Source organism: Micromonospora sp. WMMD710, from assembly GCF_029626045.1.
Taxonomy (GTDB): Bacteria; Actinomycetota; Actinomycetes; order Mycobacteriales; family Micromonosporaceae; genus Micromonospora.
Window position 1 is genome coordinate 6442926 of record NZ_JARUBD010000001.1, and the last position, 18738, is coordinate 6461663.

General features: G+C 70.6%; 27 protein-coding genes. 11 read left to right on the forward strand and 16 right to left on the reverse strand.

What is annotated here, in order from left to right:
* Positions 1–61 precede the first annotated feature (61 nt).
* Positions 62–757 (reverse strand): hypothetical protein, encoded by a 696-nt coding sequence (locus O7620_RS29900; RefSeq protein WP_278126463.1) that lies wholly within the window; start codon positions 755–757, stop codon positions 62–64.
* Positions 758–830: 73 nt separating this feature from the next.
* Between O7620_RS29900 and O7620_RS29905 the strand changes: the two genes are divergently transcribed.
* The 3 genes from O7620_RS29905 (at position 831) to O7620_RS29915 (ending at position 3017) form a co-directional block, all read left to right on the forward strand.
* Positions 831–1451: a hypothetical protein gene (locus tag O7620_RS29905; RefSeq protein ID WP_278126464.1), complete on the forward strand. Its 621-nt coding sequence runs from the start codon at positions 831–833 to the stop codon at positions 1449–1451.
* Positions 1452–1685: 234 nt separating this feature from the next.
* Positions 1686–2180, forward strand: coding sequence for a hypothetical protein (locus O7620_RS29910; RefSeq protein ID WP_278126465.1), 495 nt, complete (start codon positions 1686–1688; stop codon positions 2178–2180).
* Positions 2181–2282: 102 nt separating this feature from the next.
* Positions 2283–3017, forward strand: coding sequence for a peptidase E (locus tag O7620_RS29915; protein ID WP_278126467.1), 735 nt, complete (start codon positions 2283–2285; stop codon positions 3015–3017).
* 7 nt (positions 3018–3024) lie between these two features.
* Here O7620_RS29915 and O7620_RS29920 read toward each other — a convergent pair whose 3' ends face one another.
* Genes O7620_RS29920 through O7620_RS29945 form a run of 6 tightly spaced genes read right to left on the reverse strand, consistent with a single transcriptional unit; the run spans position 3025 to position 5867 of the window.
* Positions 3025–3372 (reverse strand): hypothetical protein, encoded by a 348-nt coding sequence (locus O7620_RS29920; RefSeq protein ID WP_278126468.1) that lies wholly within the window; start codon positions 3370–3372, stop codon positions 3025–3027.
* 29 nt (positions 3373–3401) lie between these two features.
* Complete coding sequence (locus O7620_RS29925; protein ID WP_278126469.1) at positions 3402–3956, reverse strand: nucleotidyltransferase domain-containing protein; 555 nt, start codon at positions 3954–3956, stop codon at positions 3402–3404.
* Positions 3953–4633, reverse strand: coding sequence for an exonuclease (locus tag O7620_RS29930; RefSeq protein ID WP_278126470.1), 681 nt, complete (start codon positions 4631–4633; stop codon positions 3953–3955). The genes O7620_RS29925 and O7620_RS29930 overlap by 4 nt, the downstream gene beginning before the upstream one ends.
* The gene (locus O7620_RS29935) at positions 4630–5121 is read right to left on the reverse strand and encodes a hypothetical protein (protein ID WP_278126471.1); all 492 of its coding nucleotides are present in this window, start codon (positions 5119–5121) and stop codon (positions 4630–4632) included. Before O7620_RS29935 ends, O7620_RS29930 begins: the two co-directional genes overlap by 4 nt.
* A gap of 10 nt (positions 5122–5131) precedes the next feature.
* Positions 5132–5449 carry a hypothetical protein gene (locus O7620_RS29940; protein ID WP_278126473.1) on the reverse strand — a complete coding sequence of 106 codons (318 nt, stop codon included), beginning with the start codon at positions 5447–5449 and terminating at the stop codon, positions 5132–5134.
* A gap of 4 nt (positions 5450–5453) precedes the next feature.
* The gene (locus O7620_RS29945) at positions 5454–5867 is read right to left on the reverse strand and encodes a YbaB/EbfC family nucleoid-associated protein (RefSeq protein ID WP_192580512.1); all 414 of its coding nucleotides are present in this window, start codon (positions 5865–5867) and stop codon (positions 5454–5456) included.
* A gap of 161 nt (positions 5868–6028) precedes the next feature.
* Between O7620_RS29945 and ychF the strand changes: the two genes are divergently transcribed.
* Positions 6029–7114 carry a redox-regulated ATPase YchF gene (ychF, locus tag O7620_RS29950; RefSeq protein ID WP_278126475.1) on the forward strand — a complete coding sequence of 362 codons (1086 nt, stop codon included), beginning with the start codon at positions 6029–6031 and terminating at the stop codon, positions 7112–7114.
* A gap of 163 nt (positions 7115–7277) precedes the next feature.
* Positions 7278–7808, forward strand: a complete 531-nt coding sequence (locus tag O7620_RS29955) for a GNAT family N-acetyltransferase (protein WP_278126476.1) — start codon at positions 7278–7280, stop codon at positions 7806–7808.
* A gap of 274 nt (positions 7809–8082) precedes the next feature.
* On the opposite strand, the gene O7620_RS29960 is transcribed toward O7620_RS29955, so the two are convergent.
* Positions 8083–8829, reverse strand: coding sequence for an MBL fold metallo-hydrolase (locus O7620_RS29960; protein ID WP_278126478.1), 747 nt, complete (start codon positions 8827–8829; stop codon positions 8083–8085).
* A gap of 186 nt (positions 8830–9015) precedes the next feature.
* On the opposite strand from O7620_RS29960, the gene O7620_RS29965 reads away from it, so the two are divergent.
* On the forward strand, positions 9016–9774 hold the full coding sequence (locus O7620_RS29965) for a class I SAM-dependent methyltransferase (RefSeq protein WP_278127207.1): 759 nt from the start codon (positions 9016–9018) through the stop codon (positions 9772–9774).
* Between the two features lie 3 nt (positions 9775–9777).
* On the opposite strand, the gene O7620_RS29970 is transcribed toward O7620_RS29965, so the two are convergent.
* The gene (locus O7620_RS29970) at positions 9778–9909 is read right to left on the reverse strand and encodes a hypothetical protein (protein WP_278126479.1); all 132 of its coding nucleotides are present in this window, start codon (positions 9907–9909) and stop codon (positions 9778–9780) included.
* Between the two features lie 115 nt (positions 9910–10024).
* Between O7620_RS29970 and O7620_RS29975 the strand changes: the two genes are divergently transcribed.
* Positions 10025–10648 (forward strand): hypothetical protein, encoded by a 624-nt coding sequence (locus O7620_RS29975; protein WP_278126481.1) that lies wholly within the window; start codon positions 10025–10027, stop codon positions 10646–10648.
* Positions 10649–10727: 79 nt separating this feature from the next.
* Here O7620_RS29975 and O7620_RS29980 read toward each other — a convergent pair whose 3' ends face one another.
* Positions 10728–11102, reverse strand: coding sequence for a VOC family protein (locus O7620_RS29980; protein ID WP_278126483.1), 375 nt, complete (start codon positions 11100–11102; stop codon positions 10728–10730).
* 115 nt (positions 11103–11217) lie between these two features.
* Between O7620_RS29980 and O7620_RS29985 the strand changes: the two genes are divergently transcribed.
* From O7620_RS29985 to O7620_RS29995, 3 genes are read left to right on the forward strand one after another with little or no spacing between them, the layout of a single operon-like run.
* Positions 11218–11676, forward strand: coding sequence for an SRPBCC domain-containing protein (locus O7620_RS29985; protein ID WP_278126484.1), 459 nt, complete (start codon positions 11218–11220; stop codon positions 11674–11676).
* Positions 11673–12023 (forward strand): metalloregulator ArsR/SmtB family transcription factor, encoded by a 351-nt coding sequence (locus O7620_RS29990; RefSeq protein WP_278126485.1) that lies wholly within the window; start codon positions 11673–11675, stop codon positions 12021–12023. The genes O7620_RS29985 and O7620_RS29990 overlap by 4 nt, the downstream gene beginning before the upstream one ends.
* A gap of 2 nt (positions 12024–12025) precedes the next feature.
* Positions 12026–12469, forward strand: a complete 444-nt coding sequence (locus O7620_RS29995; RefSeq protein WP_278126487.1) for an SRPBCC domain-containing protein — start codon at positions 12026–12028, stop codon at positions 12467–12469.
* Between the two features lie 94 nt (positions 12470–12563).
* On the opposite strand, the gene O7620_RS30000 is transcribed toward O7620_RS29995, so the two are convergent.
* From O7620_RS30000 to O7620_RS30015, 4 genes are all read right to left on the reverse strand, one after another.
* Complete coding sequence (locus O7620_RS30000; protein WP_278126488.1) at positions 12564–13298, reverse strand: class I SAM-dependent methyltransferase; 735 nt, start codon at positions 13296–13298, stop codon at positions 12564–12566.
* Positions 13299–13525: 227 nt separating this feature from the next.
* Positions 13526–13888 (reverse strand): PH domain-containing protein, encoded by a 363-nt coding sequence (locus O7620_RS30005; protein ID WP_151490473.1) that lies wholly within the window; start codon positions 13886–13888, stop codon positions 13526–13528.
* 10 nt (positions 13889–13898) lie between these two features.
* Positions 13899–14648, reverse strand: a complete 750-nt coding sequence (locus tag O7620_RS30010) for a class I SAM-dependent methyltransferase (protein WP_151490474.1) — start codon at positions 14646–14648, stop codon at positions 13899–13901.
* Between the two features lie 23 nt (positions 14649–14671).
* The gene (locus O7620_RS30015; RefSeq protein WP_151490475.1) at positions 14672–14980 is read right to left on the reverse strand and encodes a 4a-hydroxytetrahydrobiopterin dehydratase; all 309 of its coding nucleotides are present in this window, start codon (positions 14978–14980) and stop codon (positions 14672–14674) included.
* Between the two features lie 183 nt (positions 14981–15163).
* Between O7620_RS30015 and O7620_RS30020 the strand changes: the two genes are divergently transcribed.
* On the forward strand, positions 15164–15622 hold the full coding sequence (locus O7620_RS30020) for a (deoxy)nucleoside triphosphate pyrophosphohydrolase (RefSeq protein WP_278126491.1): 459 nt from the start codon (positions 15164–15166) through the stop codon (positions 15620–15622).
* A gap of 111 nt (positions 15623–15733) precedes the next feature.
* Here the strand turns inward: O7620_RS30020 and O7620_RS30025 are convergent, their stop codons facing one another.
* Positions 15734–16801, reverse strand: coding sequence for a succinate dehydrogenase/fumarate reductase iron-sulfur subunit (locus O7620_RS30025; RefSeq protein WP_278126493.1), 1068 nt, complete (start codon positions 16799–16801; stop codon positions 15734–15736).
* Positions 16798–18726, reverse strand: coding sequence for a fumarate reductase/succinate dehydrogenase flavoprotein subunit (locus tag O7620_RS30030; protein ID WP_278126494.1), 1929 nt, complete (start codon positions 18724–18726; stop codon positions 16798–16800). Before O7620_RS30030 ends, O7620_RS30025 begins: the two co-directional genes overlap by 4 nt.
* Positions 18727–18738: the final 12 nt, after the last annotated feature.

Genomic DNA, 18738 nt, shown 5'->3' on the forward strand with positions numbered 1-18738 from the left:
CGGCTGGCGGGATTCGGACGTGAGCGTGCGCCCGTCCCGTCGCTGACCGGCCCGCCGACCGTCAGCGGCGGCGGCGGTGGGGCTGCCCGGACCGCTGCCCGGACCGCGCGGGCTGCCCGGACCGCTGGGGCTGGCCGGACCGCGCGGGCTGCCCGGACCGCTGGGACTGGCCGGTCAGCAGGGCCGAGCGGAACACGCCGTCCGGGTCGTACCGCTTCCACAGCCGGCGCACCCGGGCACCGGTCTCACCCGGGTAGATCCGGGCGAACGCGGCCGGGTTCGGTCGGCTCTCGAAGTTGACGTACGCGCCGTCGGCCCGAGCGCCGACGGTCCGCCAGGCGATGTCCAACGCCGCGCCGCCCTGCGGCGGGAACGTCGACGCGATGACCAGGGTGTTCTGGTGCCGGTGCGGATAGGCGGTCGCGTCCGCGGCGACGTCGTTGACCGCGCCGCCCATCGAGCGGAGCTGGATCACCGCCCGCCCCGGGCCGGTCGCCGCCCGTGTCACGGCCCGCGCGCCCGCGTCGTCCAGGTCGGTGAACAGGCCGTTGGTGGTGGTGCCCCGCTGCTGCCCCACGTTCGGGTGCAGGTGCGCGGTCGGCACCAACGTCGGGTAGGGCAGCAGGTCGGTGCGGTGTTCGAGCACCTTGCCGATGGCCAGCAGCGGCTCCACCACGGGCCGGACCCGGCGCAGGCTCTCGGCGGCGACCACGGCGGTGATGGACATCAGCGCCGAGCGGCCCTCGGCGAACAGCACCGCGGCGGCGGACAGCTCCCGGGGGGGCCTGCGCGAGGCAGCTCGCCCACTCCCGGACGGTACGGCCGTCCGCGTGCGCCTCGACGACCAACTGCGCCACGCCGACGTTGCGCTGCTCGGCGGCCTCGATCTCGAACGCCACCACGATGCCCGCCCCCGCGCCGGCGCCCCGGACCAGCCAGAACAGCTCCGGCTCGTACTCCGCGTCGGCGCGGACCAGCGTGCCGTCGGCGAGCACCACCTCGACCGCCCGGATCCGGTCGATGGTGAGGCCGTGGGCGCGTACCAGCCAGCCGACGCCGCCGCCGGTGGCCAGACCGCCCACGCCCACGCCGCCGTAGTCGCCCGAACTGATCACCAGGCCGTACGGGGCCAGCGCCTTCGCGACGTTCGCCCACCGGGCGCCGGCCTCGACCCGGACCAGCCCGGCCCGCTCGTCGAGCACCTGCACCCGGTTGAGCATGGACAGGTCGATGACCACGCCACCGTTGTTGGAGGAGGCTCCGGAGAAGCCGTGCCCCCCGCTGCGGACCGCGATGGGCAGCCGCTGCTCCCGCGCGTAGCGGATCGCGTCGACCACCTGCGCCGTGGTCTTCGGCAGCAGGACGGCGGCCGGCGACGCCGACGTGGTGTACGTCGAGCGCAGCTGCGCGTACCGGCGGTCGCCGGGCGTGACGATCTGCCCGGTGAGTGAGCTGGGCACCCGGCCCAAGGCGTGCGTCATCATCCCCCCTCTCCTGCGCAACCCTCCCACCCCAACCGCCCCCTCCCATCCCGATGATCAAGAGGTTTGCGTCACGACACGCCGTGGCCCGTGACGCGAACCTCTTGATCACCAGGGGAAAGAGGGTCTGGTGGGGGGTTTACGCCCGAAAGTGTCGGTCGTGGCGGGTAGCGTCCGGCCACCAACTCAAGAAGGGGTGCGGCGATGACGAGCGTGGCGGGTTGGGCGGCGGCGTCGACACAGGGCTCGTTCCCGCCGCTGCCTCGCGCGGTGGCGCAGTCCTTCTACCGCCGGATGCGAGCCGTGGCGCCGGCCGCCGTGGGCGCCATCGAACGGGACCGGGCGGGCGACGCCGAGCGTCCCTTCGCCGAGACCGCCTGCGGCCGGCTGGCCCGTTCGCTGGACGACGCGGGTCTGCGGGCGCTCGGCATGTGGACGCATCACCGGTGCATGCGCTTCTACGACGACGACACGCGGGTCGGCCGGCGGTTGATCCGGGAGATCGCCGCACGACCCGGGCTGGGCTGGACGGCCGACGAGGTGCGGTGGATGCTGCGCGAGTCGGTCTCCGCCGGCCCCGCCGCCGCGGACCGGTTCACCCTGCCCCGCGCCGCGGCGGCCCACCTGCCGCCGGCCGAGCGGCCGCTCGACGAGCTGCCGCCCGAGGTCGTGGTGCCCCGCCAGCGGCGACCCGGCTGAGCCACCCGACTGAGCCACCCGACCGAGCCACGCGGCTGACCGCCCGGCGACCGACTGGGGCAGGATGGACGCCGCCCCCGCCCCGACGGAAGGACGCGCCCGATGCCCGCCAGCGACCCGACCATCCTCGCCACCAGCATGGGCTTCCTCCGGGGCGACCGAGGCCCGTCCGACCTGCGTCCCGGGCCGGTCTTCGAGCTGGCGGCCGAGCTGGCCGAGGCCGGTACGCAGCCACGGGTGTGCTACCTCGGGCAGGCCGTCGGCGACCAGCCCACCTCGCTGACCGCCGTCTACGGCGCGTTCGCCGACACCCGCTTCCGCCTGTCGCACCTCGCCCTGTTCCCCATGCCGAACGTCGAGGACGTCCGCGCCCACCTGCTCGCCCAGGACGTCATCTGGGTCGGCGGCGGCAGCGTGGCCAACCTGGTCGCGGTCTGGCGGGTGCACGGGCTCGACGAGATCCTGCACGAGTGCTGGCAGGCCGGCGTCGTGCTGGCCGGCGTCTCGGCCGGGTCGATCTGCTGGCACGTCGGCGGCGCCACGGACAGCTTCGGCCCCCGCCTGCGCGGCTTCACCGGAGGGCTGGCCTGGCTGCCGTACGGCAACGGGGTGCACTACGACAGCGAGGACCAGCGGCGACCGCTGATGCACGAGCTGGTCGGCGACGGGACGCTGCCGACCAGCCACTGCACCGACGACGGCGTCGGCCTGGTCTACCGGGGCACCCGCCTGGTCGAGGCCATCGCGGACCGCGAGGGCGTCTCGGCGTACGAGGTGAGTCGCGGTGCGGACGGCAGTGTGCGGGAGGCGGTCATCGCTCCCCGCCTGCTCGGCTGAGAGCGGGTCAGACCCGGTCCTCGAACGCGGCACACACGGTCGCCCGTACCTGCGGCCCCTCGATCGCCCGCAGCAACTCCCGGGCGAGGGCGATCTGGTGCCCCTCGTCGACCGTCCGGTCTATCGGGGTCAGCTCCACCCGCCACCGGAAGTAGAGGTAGTCGTCCTCGTCGGTGGCGGCGAGCCGCGGGTCGGCGTCCTCGTTGGGGTTGATCTCCAGCAGGTTGCCGCGTACGTCCACCGAGTCCCGTCGGTACGGCACCGCGTCGGGCAGCCGGGTGCGGATCAGGTCCAGCAGCTCCGCCGCCGTCAGCGGACCGTCGACCATGATGAGGAACTGCAACGTCGTCTGCACGTCTGCCACCTTGCCAGATGCGGAACCGCTCAATCGAGCGGGAGGAACGGGCCGTTGTCGAACTTGCCGCCCCGACGCAGCACCGAGAACTGCACCTTGTGGGGCACGTGGGTGTCCATCAGCTCGCGCCGCAGATGGGTGAAGTCGGTGCCCAGGTCGAAGCTGGCGAGCTGACCGTTCTCGTTGATCCGGCGCAGCATCGTCTTGCGCAGCCGGGTGCCGTCCGGGGCCCGGGACAGGGACCGTTCGGCCAGGTCGAAGAAGGTCTTGTCGTCGACGATGAGCGCCACGTCGATGTCGGAGTCCGGGCGGGCGGTGCCGCGTACGCGGCTGCCGTGGGCGACCAGGTCCCCGTCGGGCAGCCCGGCCTGCCGCTGTGTCTGCCGGGCACCCCGGGCGAACCGGGTCCACTGCCGTTCGGTGAAGCCCTGCGGAACCCGCCGCGCAGCCCGGGTGGCCGCCGCCTCACCCGCCTCACCCGCCACGTCGTCGGCCCGCCGCATCATGCTCCGGGCGGCCTGCGCCACGATGCCCCGGGCGGCCGTCGTGGCGCCGTCCGGCAGGTCCCGTCGACGGCCGGTCACGTCGGCTCGCCCGACTGCTCGCGGGGCGACACCGCACCCGCGCCCTCGTCTGCCTGCTCGTGGGGCGACACCGCGCCCGCGCCCTCGTCCGCCTGCTCGTGGGGCGACACCGCGCCTTTGCCCGCCTGCCGACGGCGTAGCACCGCGTCGAAGACCTGCGCCAGTTCGGCGGCGTCCTCGCCGGCGTGGTGCGTGTGCGGCACGTCGTGCAGACCCAGCTCGTACTTGATCTTGCCCTTGCGGGTCTGGACCCACTCGCTGCCGGTCAGCCCCATCCAGTAGCTGCGCAGGTCGACGCCGGAGCCGGTGGCACCGAACGGGCTGTGGCCGACGAAGCGCACGAAGTACCAGTGCACGAACATGCCGTCCCACACCGCGGGTGCGGCGAGGAAGACCGGCCGGCCGATCCGGCGCAGCCCGTTGACCCAGGCCGCCGCGGCGGACATCGCCTCCTGGGCGGTGGGTGCCTCGCGGAGCAGGTGGTCCCGGTCCAGACCCGACACGGCCAGCGCGGCCGGGACGAACTCGTCGGAGATGGGGCGCAGCTCGGTGTAGAACGTCAGGTCCGGGCGACCGGTCACGGCCATGCCCAGCGAGATCATGCTGTACGGCCCGGGAATCGGCCCGTCCGCCTCGACGTCGACGCCGATGTACAGCTCGGGCAGGGGTGAGGTCATCCCAGCACCACCCCGATGGCCTGGTCGATCAACATGTTGAGGACGATGTCGGTGAGCTTCTTGAAGACCGGGATCTCCAGCAGTGAGGCCCCGAATGTCGGCGCCGCCGTCGCGAGCGCCTGGATGATCTGCACCAGCAGGATGATCAGCTGGACGATCACGTTGATCTTCAGGGCGAGGACGATGAGCGCGCACACGAAGAGCGTCGCGGCCACCATCTGCGCACCGGTGCCACCGTCGCGCAGCACCGACATCGCCGAGCCGTCAGCCTCCCAGCGCTCCTGGAACGCGGTCAACGCGTCGCCCTGATTGCCGGCCAGCACCCGCTGGGCGGCCGCCGTACCCTCCGCCGCCGCGTTGTTCAGCGAGTCGGCCATCTCCATCCACATCTGGCCGAGCTCGTACATCTTCGTCTCGTCCGACTTGGGCCAGGTGTAGCCCAACTCGTTGAGCAGGCCGGCGAGTTCGCCGGGCAGCATGATGCCCATCGACCCCGCCTTACCAGCTCTTCGTCGTGAACTGGGCGTCGTTGTCCTGCTCGACCAGGTCGTACTGGTCGGCCATCAGGCCCAACCCGTCGCCGAAGCCCCGCAGCCCGTCGACGACCGACCCGAGGCACTCCGCGGCGATCTCCTCGGCCACCTGGTACGACATGCCGATCAGACCGCCCACGTCGTCGTCGCCGAAGATGTCGCCCATCGAGGCCGTCCGCGCGCGCAGCGCCTCCCACTGCGCGGCGAGCTGCTCGGCCACCGTCGTCAGGTGGCCGCCGCCCTGCCGCAGCGCGGGTGGGTGCACCTGCAGGTCGTTCTGCATTCCGTCACCTCGCTGCCTGCTGGATGCGCCGCACCGCGTCGGTGAGCGCGTCGGTCATCGCGGCCATGCTGCGTACCGACTCGTTCTGTAACTCGTCGAGCTGCTGGCCCAGGGCCACCGGGTCGACCGCGGGCGCGTCCGCCGCCTCGCCGGCCGCAAGGCGCAGGTCGTCCAGCGCGGCGTTGACCGCCATGGTGATCTGCTCGCCGAGCATCTCGGCGCCCATCCGCAGGGCGCGCGGGTCCACCGTCACCGACTCGACGCGTTGGCCGACCGCCACCACCTCGACCTGGCCGCCCGCTGCGGAGCCGGTGCCCCGCGCCGGCTGGACGTCCAGGTCGTCGGGAACCTGCCCGGTCGAGCGCATCGACGCCAGTGCCTGTCGCGTCTGCTGGAACAGCCGGTCGAATTCCGTCACCTGATCCACAACGCCCCCTAACGCCGCACGCGACATCGAGAGGGTAGCAACGGGATTCCAGCGCCGGGACCCACCGAGGCGCGACCAGGGCCGACGTCCGGGCCGCCGGAATCGGAGCCGCCTGGACCGGTCCGCCCGGCACCGGCGTAAGCTGGCCCGTCGTGAGTCTCACCATCGGCATCGTCGGCCTGCCCAACGTCGGCAAGAGCACGCTTTTCAACGCGTTGACCAAGAACGACGTGCTGGCGGCGAACTACCCGTTCGCCACCATCGAGCCCAACGTCGGCGTGGTCGGGCTGCCCGACGAGCGGCTGGGCAAGCTGGCCGAGATCTTCTCCTCGCAGAAGGTGCTGCCCGCCCCGGTGTCGTTCGTCGACATCGCCGGCCTGGTCCGCGGCGCGTCGAAGGGGCAGGGTCGGGGCAACGCCTTCCTGGCCAACATCCGCGACGCATCGGCGATCTGCCAGGTCGTCCGGGCCTTCTCCGACCCGAACGTGGTGCACGTTGACGGCAAGGTCTCCCCGGCCGACGACATCGAGACGATCAACACCGAGCTAATCCTCGCCGACCTGCAGACCCTGGACAAGGCGCTACCCCGGTTGGAGAAGGAGGCCAAGCTCCGCAAGGACCGGGCCGCCGCGGTCGCCGCGGCGAAGGCCGCCATCGAGGTGCTCGACGGCGGCACCACCCTGTACTCCGGGGCCGCCGCCGCCAAGATCGAGCTGGAGCACCTGCGCGAGCTGCACCTGCTCACCACCAAGCCCTTCCTGTACGTCTTCAACGTCGACGAGGCCGAACTCGCCAACGAGACGTTCCTCGACGAACTGCGCGCCCTGGTCGCCCCGGCCGAGGCCGTCTTCATGGACGCCAAGATCGAATCCGAGTTGGTGGACCTTCCCGAGGAGGAGGCCCGCGAGCTGCTGGAGTCGATCGGGCAGAACGAGCCCGGCCTCAACCAGCTCGTCCGGGTCGGCTTCCGCACCCTCGGGCTCCAGACGTACCTCACGGCCGGCCCCAAGGAGGCTCGCGCCTGGACCGTCCCGGTCGGCGCCACCGCGCCGGAGGCCGCGGGTGTCATCCACAGCGACTTCCAGCGCGGTTTCATCAAGGCCGAGGTGGTCTCCTACGGCGACCTGGTCGAGCACGGTTCGATGGCGGCGGCCAAGGCGGCGGGCAAGGTCCGCATCGAGGGCAAGGAGTACGTCATGCAGGACGGCGACGTGGTGGAGTTCCGCTTCAACGTCTGACGCCGGTGGCCCGTCCCAGCTGAACCTCATGTGTGGGCGCAGGGAAGCGTGCAGCCTGAACCGACGTCGTCCCGAGGTTCACGGCATCGTCCACACTGATCGTGCGAGGATGTGCGGCCGTGAGCACGGCCTGACCCCGATGTCGCCTGGGAGACGAGAGAGCGTGCACTCCGCGAAGGTGGTCACGTATCTGGAGATGACAGGCCCGGCCCAGCTGCGGTGGGCGAAGGCCGTGAAGGGCGTGGCGTTGGTGCCGGTCGAGGACCCTGTCGGGGCCAGCCTGTCGCAGGTGCGGCAGGTGCACGATCGCATCGCGGCGGCGCATCGTTGGTCGAGCCTGGCATGGTCGACACAGGACTGGGTCGACTGGCTCAGCGCTCCGACATTGCGGCACTGGTGGATCCACGTGCGGGACGAGGTGGCCGGTTGGGGTTGCCTGCGTCGGCATTCAGGGCCAGAAGTGGAGCTGGATACCTTCGGCCTCAGCCCGGAGTACATAGGCCACGGATACGGCGGCTACTCCTTGTCACTGCTGACGCAAGTCGCGTGGAACCTTCCGTGGCCGGAGAACGGTGGGGAAGCGGACGGCCGGACGCGGCGCGTCTGGCTCCACACCTCACGTTGGGATCATCCGCACGCCCTGGTGAACTATCAGGCTCGCGGCTTCGTGCCGGTCAGCGGCTCGCGACCCTGATCTCCGCGGTGCGGGCGGTCGACCCGATGCCGGCGGCGATCGTCGTCACCTGCCGGAGGTCGTCCCCGGCAGGGCTTGCCGGACCGGGCCGGTGCCGCTCACGCCGCATCGGCCGATCACGCCAGCGTGACTGTGCCGGCAACCCACGCTGTCGGCATGCCTGTCCGGACCTGTGGCCGCTACGGGTGCGGCCCTGTCGCGAACCGTGATTGCCTCCGACGCGCCGTGGAAAGCGGGTGGCCGGTGGGCAACCGCCCTGACGGCAGCCGGTTACCTAGGCTCTCCTGCGCAGGTAGGCCCCGGCCAACTGGTGAAGGCGTGCCCTGTCGAAGCTGTGCCCGTGGCCGGGGTGGACGACGGACACGTCGAGGTCGGCGAGGAACTCCATGCTTCGCCGGTAGGCAGCCACGTCGGAGTTCGGCAGGTCGTCGATCAAGGCGCCGTCGTAGACGATGTCGCCGGAATACAGCGTCCCGGTGCGCTCCTCCAGCAGGGCGATGCTGCCCGGTGTGTGGCCGGGAAGGTGTAGCACGGTCAGTACCTGCCCGCCCAGGTCGATCCGGTCGCCGTCGTCGATCGTGCGCTTCAGGGTCAGGGGTTCGATGCGGTAGGTGGCCGGGTCGTAGTCCGGACCGGGCAGGACGTCGATCATGAGCTCCGGGACGGGTTCTGCCGATGCGTCGATCCCGAGTTTGTCGTAGAGCTCCGCGCCGTACAGGCTCGCCGGCACACCCGCCGCCAAGAGTCCCGCCTCGGCGGGATGGGCGGCCCGGTCGGCAAACTCGGACGCCCCACCGACATGGTCGAGGTGCGCATGGGTGAGCAGGACCATCGGATCACGCGCGAACAGGCCCGGAATCGCCTCCCGCAGGGCGACGACACCGAGCCCGGCGTCGACCACGATGTCACGGTCGGTGCCGCGCAACCACCAGAAGTTCGCCGACAGCAGCTCGTTGACGTGCGGTTCCGAGATCCGGATGACGTCATTTCCCGCATCCGCCTGCGTGTACCAGTCGACCATGCCCGCCAGTGTGCCAGCGCGGCGACGCCGTTTCGGTCCCGTCGGACCGGAACCCGGCCAGCCGCTACACAGTGGACGCTGGCGGGTGGAGCGACGGTCTGATGTCCGCCCCGATCGATGACCCAGGCCGGCCGACCGCACTCCCTGGGCGTCGCACGGCGGTAGGGTGAGCGCGTGGAGGAACGGATGCTCAGCTCGTCGTTCGGCGCGGCGGCTACCGCGTACGCCGAGCATCGCCCGGACTACGCGCGGGCCGCGGTGTGGTGGGCACGTGAACTCGCGCCCGGCCCACGAGTGCTCGACCTCGGTGCCGGCACCGGCAAGATGTCCGCCACGCTGGTCGCGTCGGGCGCGGACGTCGTGGCGGTCGAACCCGACCTGGCGATGCTCGCCGAGCTGCACCGCGCGCTGCCGTCCGTGCGCGCCCTGTCGGGCAGCGCCGAGGCGATCCCGCTGCCGGACGCGTCCGTCGATGCCGTGCTGGCCGGCAACGCCCTGCACTGGTTCGACATGGCCGTCGCGGGGCCGGAGATCGCCAGGGTCCTCGCGCCCGGAGGCATCCTGGCTGGTCTGTGGAACGTCCTGGACGACCGGATCGACTGGGTTGCCGACCTCGAACGGGTCAGCGGGAGCGCGGCCATCGGCCCCCGCGACACGCTGAGCAGTTGGCGCACGGCTACCGCGGATCTGCTCGTGCCGAGCACCGGCCTGGTCGCGCATTTCGGCCCGGCGGAGCAGGCCGAGTTCGCACACGGGCAGGGACGCACCGCCGACTCCCTCGTCGCGACCCTCGCGACGCGGGCAGGGATGCTGGTCATGTCGGATCCGGACCGGGAGGCGGCGCTCGGCCGGATCCGCGCCTTCCTCGGGAGCAGACCCGAAACGGCGCGCGGCGAGTTCACTGTGCCGATGCTGACCGGAGTGCTGCGCGCCCGGCGACGCTGACGGTCATCGACCGGCACGCCCAGGCTGCGCGAGGCCGCGGATGCGCTGCGCCAGAGCGGCCTGAGCCACGTCGTCCACCATGAGGACGCCGTTCTCGGCCATGAGCGCGTGAAACTGCTGCTGCTCGTAGGGCACGTCGGAAGGTGGTGGGGCGACGTGCCAGTGCAGGTGGGCGTTGCCCTGCTGGCTGCCACGATGCCCTCGGCGGGCGGGTACCTTCCAAGCATCGCCATAAGGACGGGTGCGGGCCGTGAACGAAGCAAGCGTTCTGATCAAAGATGCGCGGTCGGGGCGCACCCGCCGCGGAGTCTGGCTTGCGGGGCTCGTCGTGATCGGATGTCTTGCGTCGGATGGCACGGGCGTGAACCCTCCGGGCGAAGAGTTCGATGTGTCCCAAGGAGCGTACGGGTGGTGGGCCGCCAAGGATGTCGGCACGACGTTCACCGATGGGATCAACGCCATCACGGTGTCGCCGCAGGCCCGCGGGCCGCTGCGTCTCATCTCGGCGAGGCCACTCATGGATGGCGGCGGGACCCTGCGTGTGGTTGGCATTCTGGCGCGGATCAACCCCGACATGATGCCGCCGAAAGCGCCCGGATCCTTCCAGGTCGCACCGGGGTTTCCGCCTACGATGCCGCGCGCGGCAGGCGCCGTGCCCGTCGAAGGTCTCATCGTCCAGGCGCCGAAGCAGGGCGAGGTTCGCTGGATCGAGTTGCAGATCGGATACGAGGTCGTCGCAACGGGTCGGTCCGCACGCCGCGGCGTCGAGCTTGTGTACGACTACGAAGGTGCCCGGCACCGGGTGGTCATTCCGAGCTACCTGGCGATCTGCGCACCTTCGACTGTCACGTGTGAGCCGGAGTACGACACGTAGCTGGCATCGCGTGGTGCGTCAGCGATCCGGGCTCCGGGTTCACCGCTACCAGCAGGGTGTGCATGGGTGTGCCGCCCTCCTACCGTTCGGCCCAGGCGCCCAGCTCGTTGCCGCTGGGGTCGGTGAAGTGGAATCGTCGCCCGCCCGGGAAGTCGTACGGCCCGTTCACCACCTGGCCGCCGGCCTCCGTCACGGCCTGCACGGACCGGTTCAGGTCACCTGAGTAGAGCAGCACGAGTGGGCCACCGGTGTGGACCTGCTCGTCCAGGCGGAGTCCGCCCACCTCGGGTGCCGCGTCGCCGTGTGGGCTGCGGATGCCGGCGTACCCCGGCCCGTAGTCGGTGAACTGCCAGCCGAACGCGTCTGCGTAGAAGCGCTTGGCCTCGCCGAGGTCGGTCACCGTGAGTTCGACGTAGTCGATGGCGTGGTGTCGGTGCGGAGTTGGCTCGGACATGCCCGCGATTGTGCGCCCCGGATACGACACCGACGCGACATGCAACAAAAGGTTGCGCCGCGACTCGGTGCTGCCGTAGGTTCAGTGCAACCAAAGGTTGCGAAAGGTTGGTGACATGGAACAGGGAACCATCGAGCGTGACATCCACGTCGACGCGTCGCCCGAGGTCGTCTTCGAGGTCGTCAGTCAGCCGGAGCACATGCGGGAGTGGTGGCCGGACGACGCGCGGTTCGAGTCGGTCGCCGGCGCACCCGGCGAGCTGGTGTGGCGCAACGGCGACACCGGCGAGACGACGACCGTCGCCCTCGCCGTCGTCGAGGTCGACCCACCGAGGAGGTTCTCCTTCCGGTGGTGCTTCACCGACGCCGACCGGGGCGGGGAGTCGCTGCTCGTCACCTTCGACCTGGCGCCGAGCGGCGCGGGGACGCTGGTGCGGATGACCGAGACCGGGTTCCGCGAGATGGGGTGGGAGGTCGCCGTCCTGGAGGAGCAGTACCGCGACCACGAGAACGGCTGGAACCACTACCTGCCCCGGCTCGGCGCGTACGTCGCGCGGCTGGTCGCCATCGCATGAGCACGACCGTCGACGACGAGCTGTGGTCGGCGATCGGCGACCCGACCCGCCGTACGATGATCGACCTTCTTCTCTCCGACGGGCCGGGCACCGCCACCTCGCTGAGCAGGCGGCTGCCCGTCACCCGCCAGGCCGTCTCGAAGCACCTGGCCGTCCTGGACCGGGTCGGCCTGATCCACGCCGAGCCGGTCGGGCGCGAGCGGCACTACCAGGTCGACGAGGCGCAGCTCGCTCGCGCCGTCGCCCAACTGTCGGCGGTCGGTGCCACCTGGGACGCCCGTCTTCGCCGGATCAAGCGGATCGCCGAGGCGATCGAACGCACCCGCGCCAACACCGAAGGAGACTGAACATGGTCGACATTCTGCACCGGGTCGGCGTCGTCGCGCCGCTCGACGACGTCTACCGAGCGGTGACCACTCCGGAGGGCCTCGCCGGCTGGTGGACCACCGACACGGTGGGCAAGAGCGAGGTCGGTGGGCAGTTGGCCTTCCGGTTCGGCGATGTCGGCGGTTTCGACATGGAGGTCCTGGAGCTGGACCCCTCCGGCCGGGTGCGGTGGCGGGTCGTCGACGGCCCCGGGGAGTGGGTCGGCACCGAGGTCGACTGGCGTCTCGACCAGCGCGGCGAGTACACGATCGTCCAGTTCGCGCACCAGGGCTGGAGGGAACCGGTCGAGTTCATGCACCACTGCAGCACCAAGTGGGCGCTGTTCCTGATGAGCCTCAAGGATCTGGTGGAGACCGGTCGAGGCCGGCCCGCGCCGGACGACGTGAGCATCAGCGACTGGCACTGACAGCGGCTGGCCGAGATCGACTCCGGTTCCGTGCAGGTGGGGGGTCGAGGAGACCTGGACACCCCGGATTCCTGGAACCGGAGTCGACCAACCGTTACTCCGCCCGGTAGACGGAGATGTGCGACGGGCTGTCGGCCTGGAAGGGTCGTCGGTGCCAGTCGGTGTACCGCTCGGTGAGCCGGAGCTCGGCCTGCTGCGCCATCTCGTCGATCTGGTGCGGCCAGGCGTACCGCATGGCGAACGGCTTCAGGTGCACCCCGTCAGCGTCGAAGGTGATGGTCTGCCGGATGAATGTCTGCGCCGGCCGGTCGTACCGGTGCAGCCGGATCGTCGCGGAGTCCTCCGTCACGGCACGCACCTGCACCTGCTCGTCCGAGTCGAAGCTGCGCGGGTCGGGCACGAACGTCTCGATGACGAACGCTCCGCCCGGCGACAGCACCCGGGCGACGTTGCGGAAGCAGTCCGCCTGCCGCTCGGCGTCCACCAGGTTGAACAGCGTGTTGAACACCAGGTACGCGAGCCGGAAATCACCCGTCACCGGCACGTCCGCCATGTCGGCGACGACGACCGGGATCCGATCGCCGCCGGGTTTTGCCCGCATCTGCGCGAGCATCTCCTCGGATGCCTCGACGCCGTGCACGGTGAGGCCGCGTTCGGCCAACGGCAGTGCGACCCGGCCGGTGCCGATCGCCAGTTCGAGAACCGGACCGCCGGCGGCCAGGTCGGCCAGGAAGTCCACGGCGGGAGCCGGGTCGGGGTTGTTGCCGCCGTCGTCGTAGCCGGCGGCCCACAGCCGGCCGAAGAGGCCGGGGTCGTCGAAGACCGACATCAGCGGCCTCCGGGGTTGGTGTCAGTGGCGTACGGCAGCGCCGCAGCCAGGGGAACAGTCCTGCTCACGAAGTCTCGATTCCTCAGATCGGATGACGATGGGTTCGGGGGACTTCGTCGTGTTGGGCATGATGGCTGCTCCCTTCGCGTGGCTGTCGACCGAGGACACCAGAGACGGCGAGGGCCCGGCAAGGCAATTACGCCCGCCGGGCCCACCGCGCGACGCGGTCAGGAGATGTGGTGCAGGATCACGTTGTGGACGTGGTGGCTCTTCTGCGCGCCACGGAACTCGACCTCGTAGGTGTGCGTGCCGACGTGGATGGCGATGGCGCCGGTGGAGAAGAACGAGCCTCCCCAGGACTTGTTGCTGACCACGCTCACGCTGGTGATCTTCGAGTACGGGATGCTGGTGATCGCGAACCGCTTGCCGACGAACGAGCGGTCCTGGATGATCACGCGCCGGTCGGTCAGCCCGATGAACCCGGTGCCGGTGCCGACGGCGTCGTAGACGGCGATGATCTGCTCACCGTCGAGCAGGCCGCTCTGGATCTGCTGGACCTGCTCCTTGCGGTCGTACGCGATGTTCCCCATGCGCACCAGGTTAGGAAACCTGTGCCAACGTGCCGGCCCGGGCGAGGACGACGAACTCGCCGTGGCCCACGGGCTCGTGGTGCCAGCCGCCGTAGATCCGGTCCACGCCGAAGCCCGCCACGGCCAGCGAGTCGCGCAGCTCAACCTCGGTGCGGAAGCGCAGGCTCGCCGAGCTGAGCAGTTCCTCGCCGTCGCCGAAGTGGTAGTGGTGGGTGAAGTCGACCACCGCGTCGCGTACACCGGTGACCTCGGTCCACGCGCGGACCTCGCCGCCGTCGCGCAGCGTCACCAGGCGCTGCGAATCCGTCGGGTTCCACCGCTCCCAGCGGCGGTCTGCCGGGTCGCGGGCGTCGAACACCAGCCGGCCGCCGGGCACGAGCGCCCGGTGCAGGTCGGCGAGGGTACGCGACCACTCCGCGTCCTCGACGAAGAACTGCGCGACGTGGCTGGTCAGCACCACCACGTCGAACGCCCGGTCCGGCAGCAGCGCCGAGGTGCCCTCGATCCAGGTGACCCGTCCACCGCCGGGCCGGGTGCGGGCGGCGGTCAGGGACGCGCCGGCGGGGTCGACCCCGGTGACGGTGTGGCCGGACGCGGCCAGGGCGACGGTCAGCCGGCCGGTGCCGCAGCCGAGGTCGAGGACCCGGGCTGCCGGGGTTTCGTCGACGACCGCTCGGAAGAAGTCGTCGTCCGGCCCCCACGGGCACTCGGCATCGTAGACCTCGACCAGGCGGGGATGCCGGAACTCGGCGTGTCTCATCTCATCGGGCGTTCGCGGGGACGTCAGGCTTCGGTGACAGCCCGGTACGCGTCCTCGATGCGGGCGGCCAGCAGGACCTCGCCCTCGGTCAGCGGCTCGCCGTTGCCGTGCCCGACGCGGATCTGGGTGCTGTCGGACCGGCGGCTGATCTCGGGTCGCAGGTGCAGCGCGTCGGCGACCACCTTCACCCGTTCAGTCAGCGCCGCGTGTTGGGTATCGTCGATCACGAGAGTCCGTCGGATCTGCTCGCCTTCCCGCGTCCAACCAGATAGCAAGGTCAACGCGTCGGAAAGGTAGTCGTGCTTGGCTCGGCTGTTGAACAGCACGCGCATCACCGCACCCCCCAAGCGCCGTTGCCGGCTTGTGGCCAAATCGTCGCCATCCCGTGTCTTGTCGGTGCCCTCTAGTCTTCCTTCGCTCGTGAGGGGTGTCCACGCCCACACTTCCGGGTTCTATTGGCCTAGCGGCCGGTTACGGTACCCAAACCGCCGATTGATCTGGCACCCTGGACGCCCGTGCGGACCGAACGGGCGAATGGTGGCGGGCAGACCGAGCGACGGGACCTGAAGGTGATCGTCGGTGCGGCGATCATCCGGGACGGGCGGGTGCTCGCCTGTGCGCGGTCCGCGCCGCCGGAGATGGCCGGCATGTGGGAGTTCCCGGGCGGGAAGGTCGAGCCGGGGGAGGCCGAGACCGAAGCGCTGATCCGGGAGTGCGCCGAGGAGCTGGCCGTACGCGTCGAGATCGGCGACCGGGTCGGCCGCAACGTGCGGATGGCCCACGGCCGGTCGGTGCTCAAGGTGTACGCGGCGCGCCTGCTCGACGGCGACGAGCCGCAGGCCCTGGAACACGAGGCGCTGCGCTGGCTGGGTGCCGACGAGTTGAACGAGGTCACCTGGCTCCCGGCCGACGCCCCGATCGTCGCGGCCCTGCGCCCCCTGCTGAACCCCCACACCCCGAACTCAACGAGTTGACCATGGGTTTGGCGGGTCGGTTGAGGCCGGACGCGCCTGTCAACCTCATGATCGACGCCGGACATGGGAAACGGGGCCCGGCTCAGCCGGGCCCCGTTCTGTTGGTCGTCCTCAGTGCTTGTCGTCCTGCTCCGGGTGCGCGAAGTTGAGGTGCTCCGGAGGCAGCGGGAAGGTCACGTCGTCGCCGAACGGCGACGGCGCGGCGGCCCGGTCGAAGGTGAGCTCGGTCAGCGGCAACCGGCCCCGGTCGTCGACCGCCGGCGCGGTCGGGTGGGGCACCTCCCGGTCCCAGTTGACGCCGCTCTGCGCCTGCGCCTCGGCCCGCGGGTCGTGCGAGCCACCCGCGTGCGAGTGGACCCCGCGCCGGGTCGCGCCCGACGACGTCGCCGAGCCCTGACGGGCGGTGGTCACGCTGGTCTGGGGCGTCTCGCCCCGACGGAAGATCTTGCTACCAAGCCACACAAGGGGATCGTACCTGCGGTCGACGACCCGTTCCTTCATGGGGATGATCCCGTTGTCGGTGATCTTGATGTGCTCGGGGCAGACCTCGGTGCAGCACTTGGTGATGTTGCAGAATCCGAGGCCCTGTTCGGCCTGGGCGTACTCCTTGCGGTCGGTCCGGGCGTCCAGCGGGTGCATGTCCAGCTCGGCCGCCCGGATGAAGTACCGCGGCCCGGAGAACGCCTGCTTGTTCTCCTCGTGGTCACGGATCACGTGGCAGACGTTCTGGCACAGGAAGCACTCGATGCACTTGCGGAACTCCTGCGAGCGCTCCACGTCGACCTGCTGCATCCGGTAGTCACCCGGCGCCACGTCGGCCGGCGGGGCGAACGCCGGCGTCTCCCGCGCCTTCTCGTAGTTGAACGAGACGTCGGTGACCAGGTCCCGGATGATCGGGAAGGTGCGCAGCGGGGTGACCGTGACGGTCTCCTCGTCGCCGAAGGTCGACATCCGCGTCATGCAGCCCAGCCGCGGCTTACCGTTGATCTCCATGGAGCAGGAGCCGCACTTGCCGGCCTTGCAGTTCCACCGGCAGGCCAGGTCCGGAGCGTCGGTCGCCTGAAGGCGGTGGATGACGTCGAGGACGACCTCGCCCTCGTTCACCTCCACCATGTAGTCCTGCAGGTCACCGCCGGTCTCGTCACCCCGCCAGATCCGGAACTGACGCTTCGCGCTCATCGGTTGTCCGCCTCTCCAGCGTCGGCGACGAGAGCGTCGAAGTCGGCGAGCTCCTCGTCGGTGAGGTACTTGCCTAGCTCGGCCCGGTCGAAGAGGCCGATCAGCTCCGGCCGCATCTTCGGCAGCGGCTTGCGGGTCAGCCGAACGTGGTCGCCCTCCAGCGAGCAGACCAGGTTGACCTGCCGCCACTTCGGTTCCATCGCCGGATAGTCCTCCCGGGTGTGCCCGCCGCGCGACTCCTGCCGCTCCAGCGCCGCCTTCGCGGTGCACTCCGAGACCACCAGCATGTTGCGCAGGTCCAGGGCCAGGTGCCAGCCCGGGTTGTAGCGCCGGCCGCCGGCCGCGCTCACCTTTGCCACCCGCTCGCGCAGCTCGGCGAGCCGCACCAGCGCGTCGGCCAGCTCACCCTCCCTTCGGATGATGCCCACCAGGTCGCCCATCACCGCCTGAAGGTCCTGCTGCAGGGTGTACGGGCTCTCGCCGGTGTCCCGCTGCAGCGGAGCCAGCGCGGTCTCCACGGCGGCCTCGACCGCGTTTACGGCCACCTTCGGCCGGGCGGCCAGCCCGTCGGCGTAGCTGGCCGCGTGCCCGCCCGCCCGCTTGCCGAAGACCAGCAGGTCGGACAGGGAGTTGCCGCCCAGCCGGTTGGAGCCGTGCATGCCGCCGGAGACCTCACCGGCGGCGAACAGGCCGCGGACGTGGCCGAAGGCGGCACCCGAGTCCGGGTCCACCTCGACGCCACCCATCACGTAGTGGCAGGTCGGCCCGACCTCCATCGGCTCGGCCGTGATGTCGACGTCGGCCAGCTCCTTGAACTGGTGGTACATCGACGGCAGCCGGCGGCGGATCTCGTCGGCCGAACGCCGGCTCGCGATGTCCAGGAAGACACCACCGGCGGGGGAGCCCCGGCCGGCCTTGACCTCGCTGTTGATCGCGCGGGCCACCTCGTCGCGGGGCAGCAGCTCCGGCGGGCGGCGGTTGTTGTCCGGGTCGGTGTACCAGCGGTCCGCCTCCTCCTCGGTCTCCGCGTACTGCTTGCGGAAGACGTCGGGGACGTAGTCGAACATGAACCGCTTGCCCTCGGAGTTCTTCAGGACGCCACCGTCGCCGCGCACCGACTCGGTGACCAGGATGCCCTTCACCGACGGCGGCCAGACCATGCCGGTCGGGTGGAACTGGAGGAACTCCATGTTGATCAGCGTCGCCCCGGCGCGCAGCGCCAGCGCATGCCCGTCCCCGGTGTACTCCCACGAGTTCGAGGTGACCTTGTAGGAGCGTCCGACGCCACCGGTGGCCAGCACCACGGCCGGCGCCTCGAAGAGGATGAACTCGCCCGACTCCCGGTAGTAGCCGAACGCGCCGGCCACCCGGTCACCGTCGAGCAGCAGCTCAGTGATGGTGGTCTCGGAGAACACCTTGATCCGGGCGTCGTACGAGCCGAACTCCCGGTGGTCCTCCTGCTGCAGGGACACGATCTTCTGCTGGAGGGTGCGGATCAGCTCCAGGCCGGTCCGGTCGCCCACGTGCGCCAGCCGCGGGTACTCGTGGCCACCGAAGTTGCGCTGGGAGATCTTGCCGTCCTTGGTGCGGTCGAAGAGCGCACCGTACGTCTCCAGCTCCCAGATCCGCTGCGGCGACTCCTTCGCGTGCAGCTCGGCCATCCGGAAGTTGTTGAGGAACTTGCCGCCGCGCATAGTGTCGCGGAAGTGCACCTGCCAGTTGTCCCGGCTGTTCACGTTGCCCATCGCGGCGGCGGCGCCGCCCTCGGCCATCACCGTGTGGGCTTTGCCGAACAGCGACTTGGAGATGATCGCGGTCTTCTTGCCGGCGAGCCGGGCCTCGATCGCCGCGCGCAGACCGGCGCCGCCGGCCCCGATGACGACGACGTCGTAGTGGTGTCGTTCGATACGAGTGGTAGTGGTCATGTCAGGGGCCCT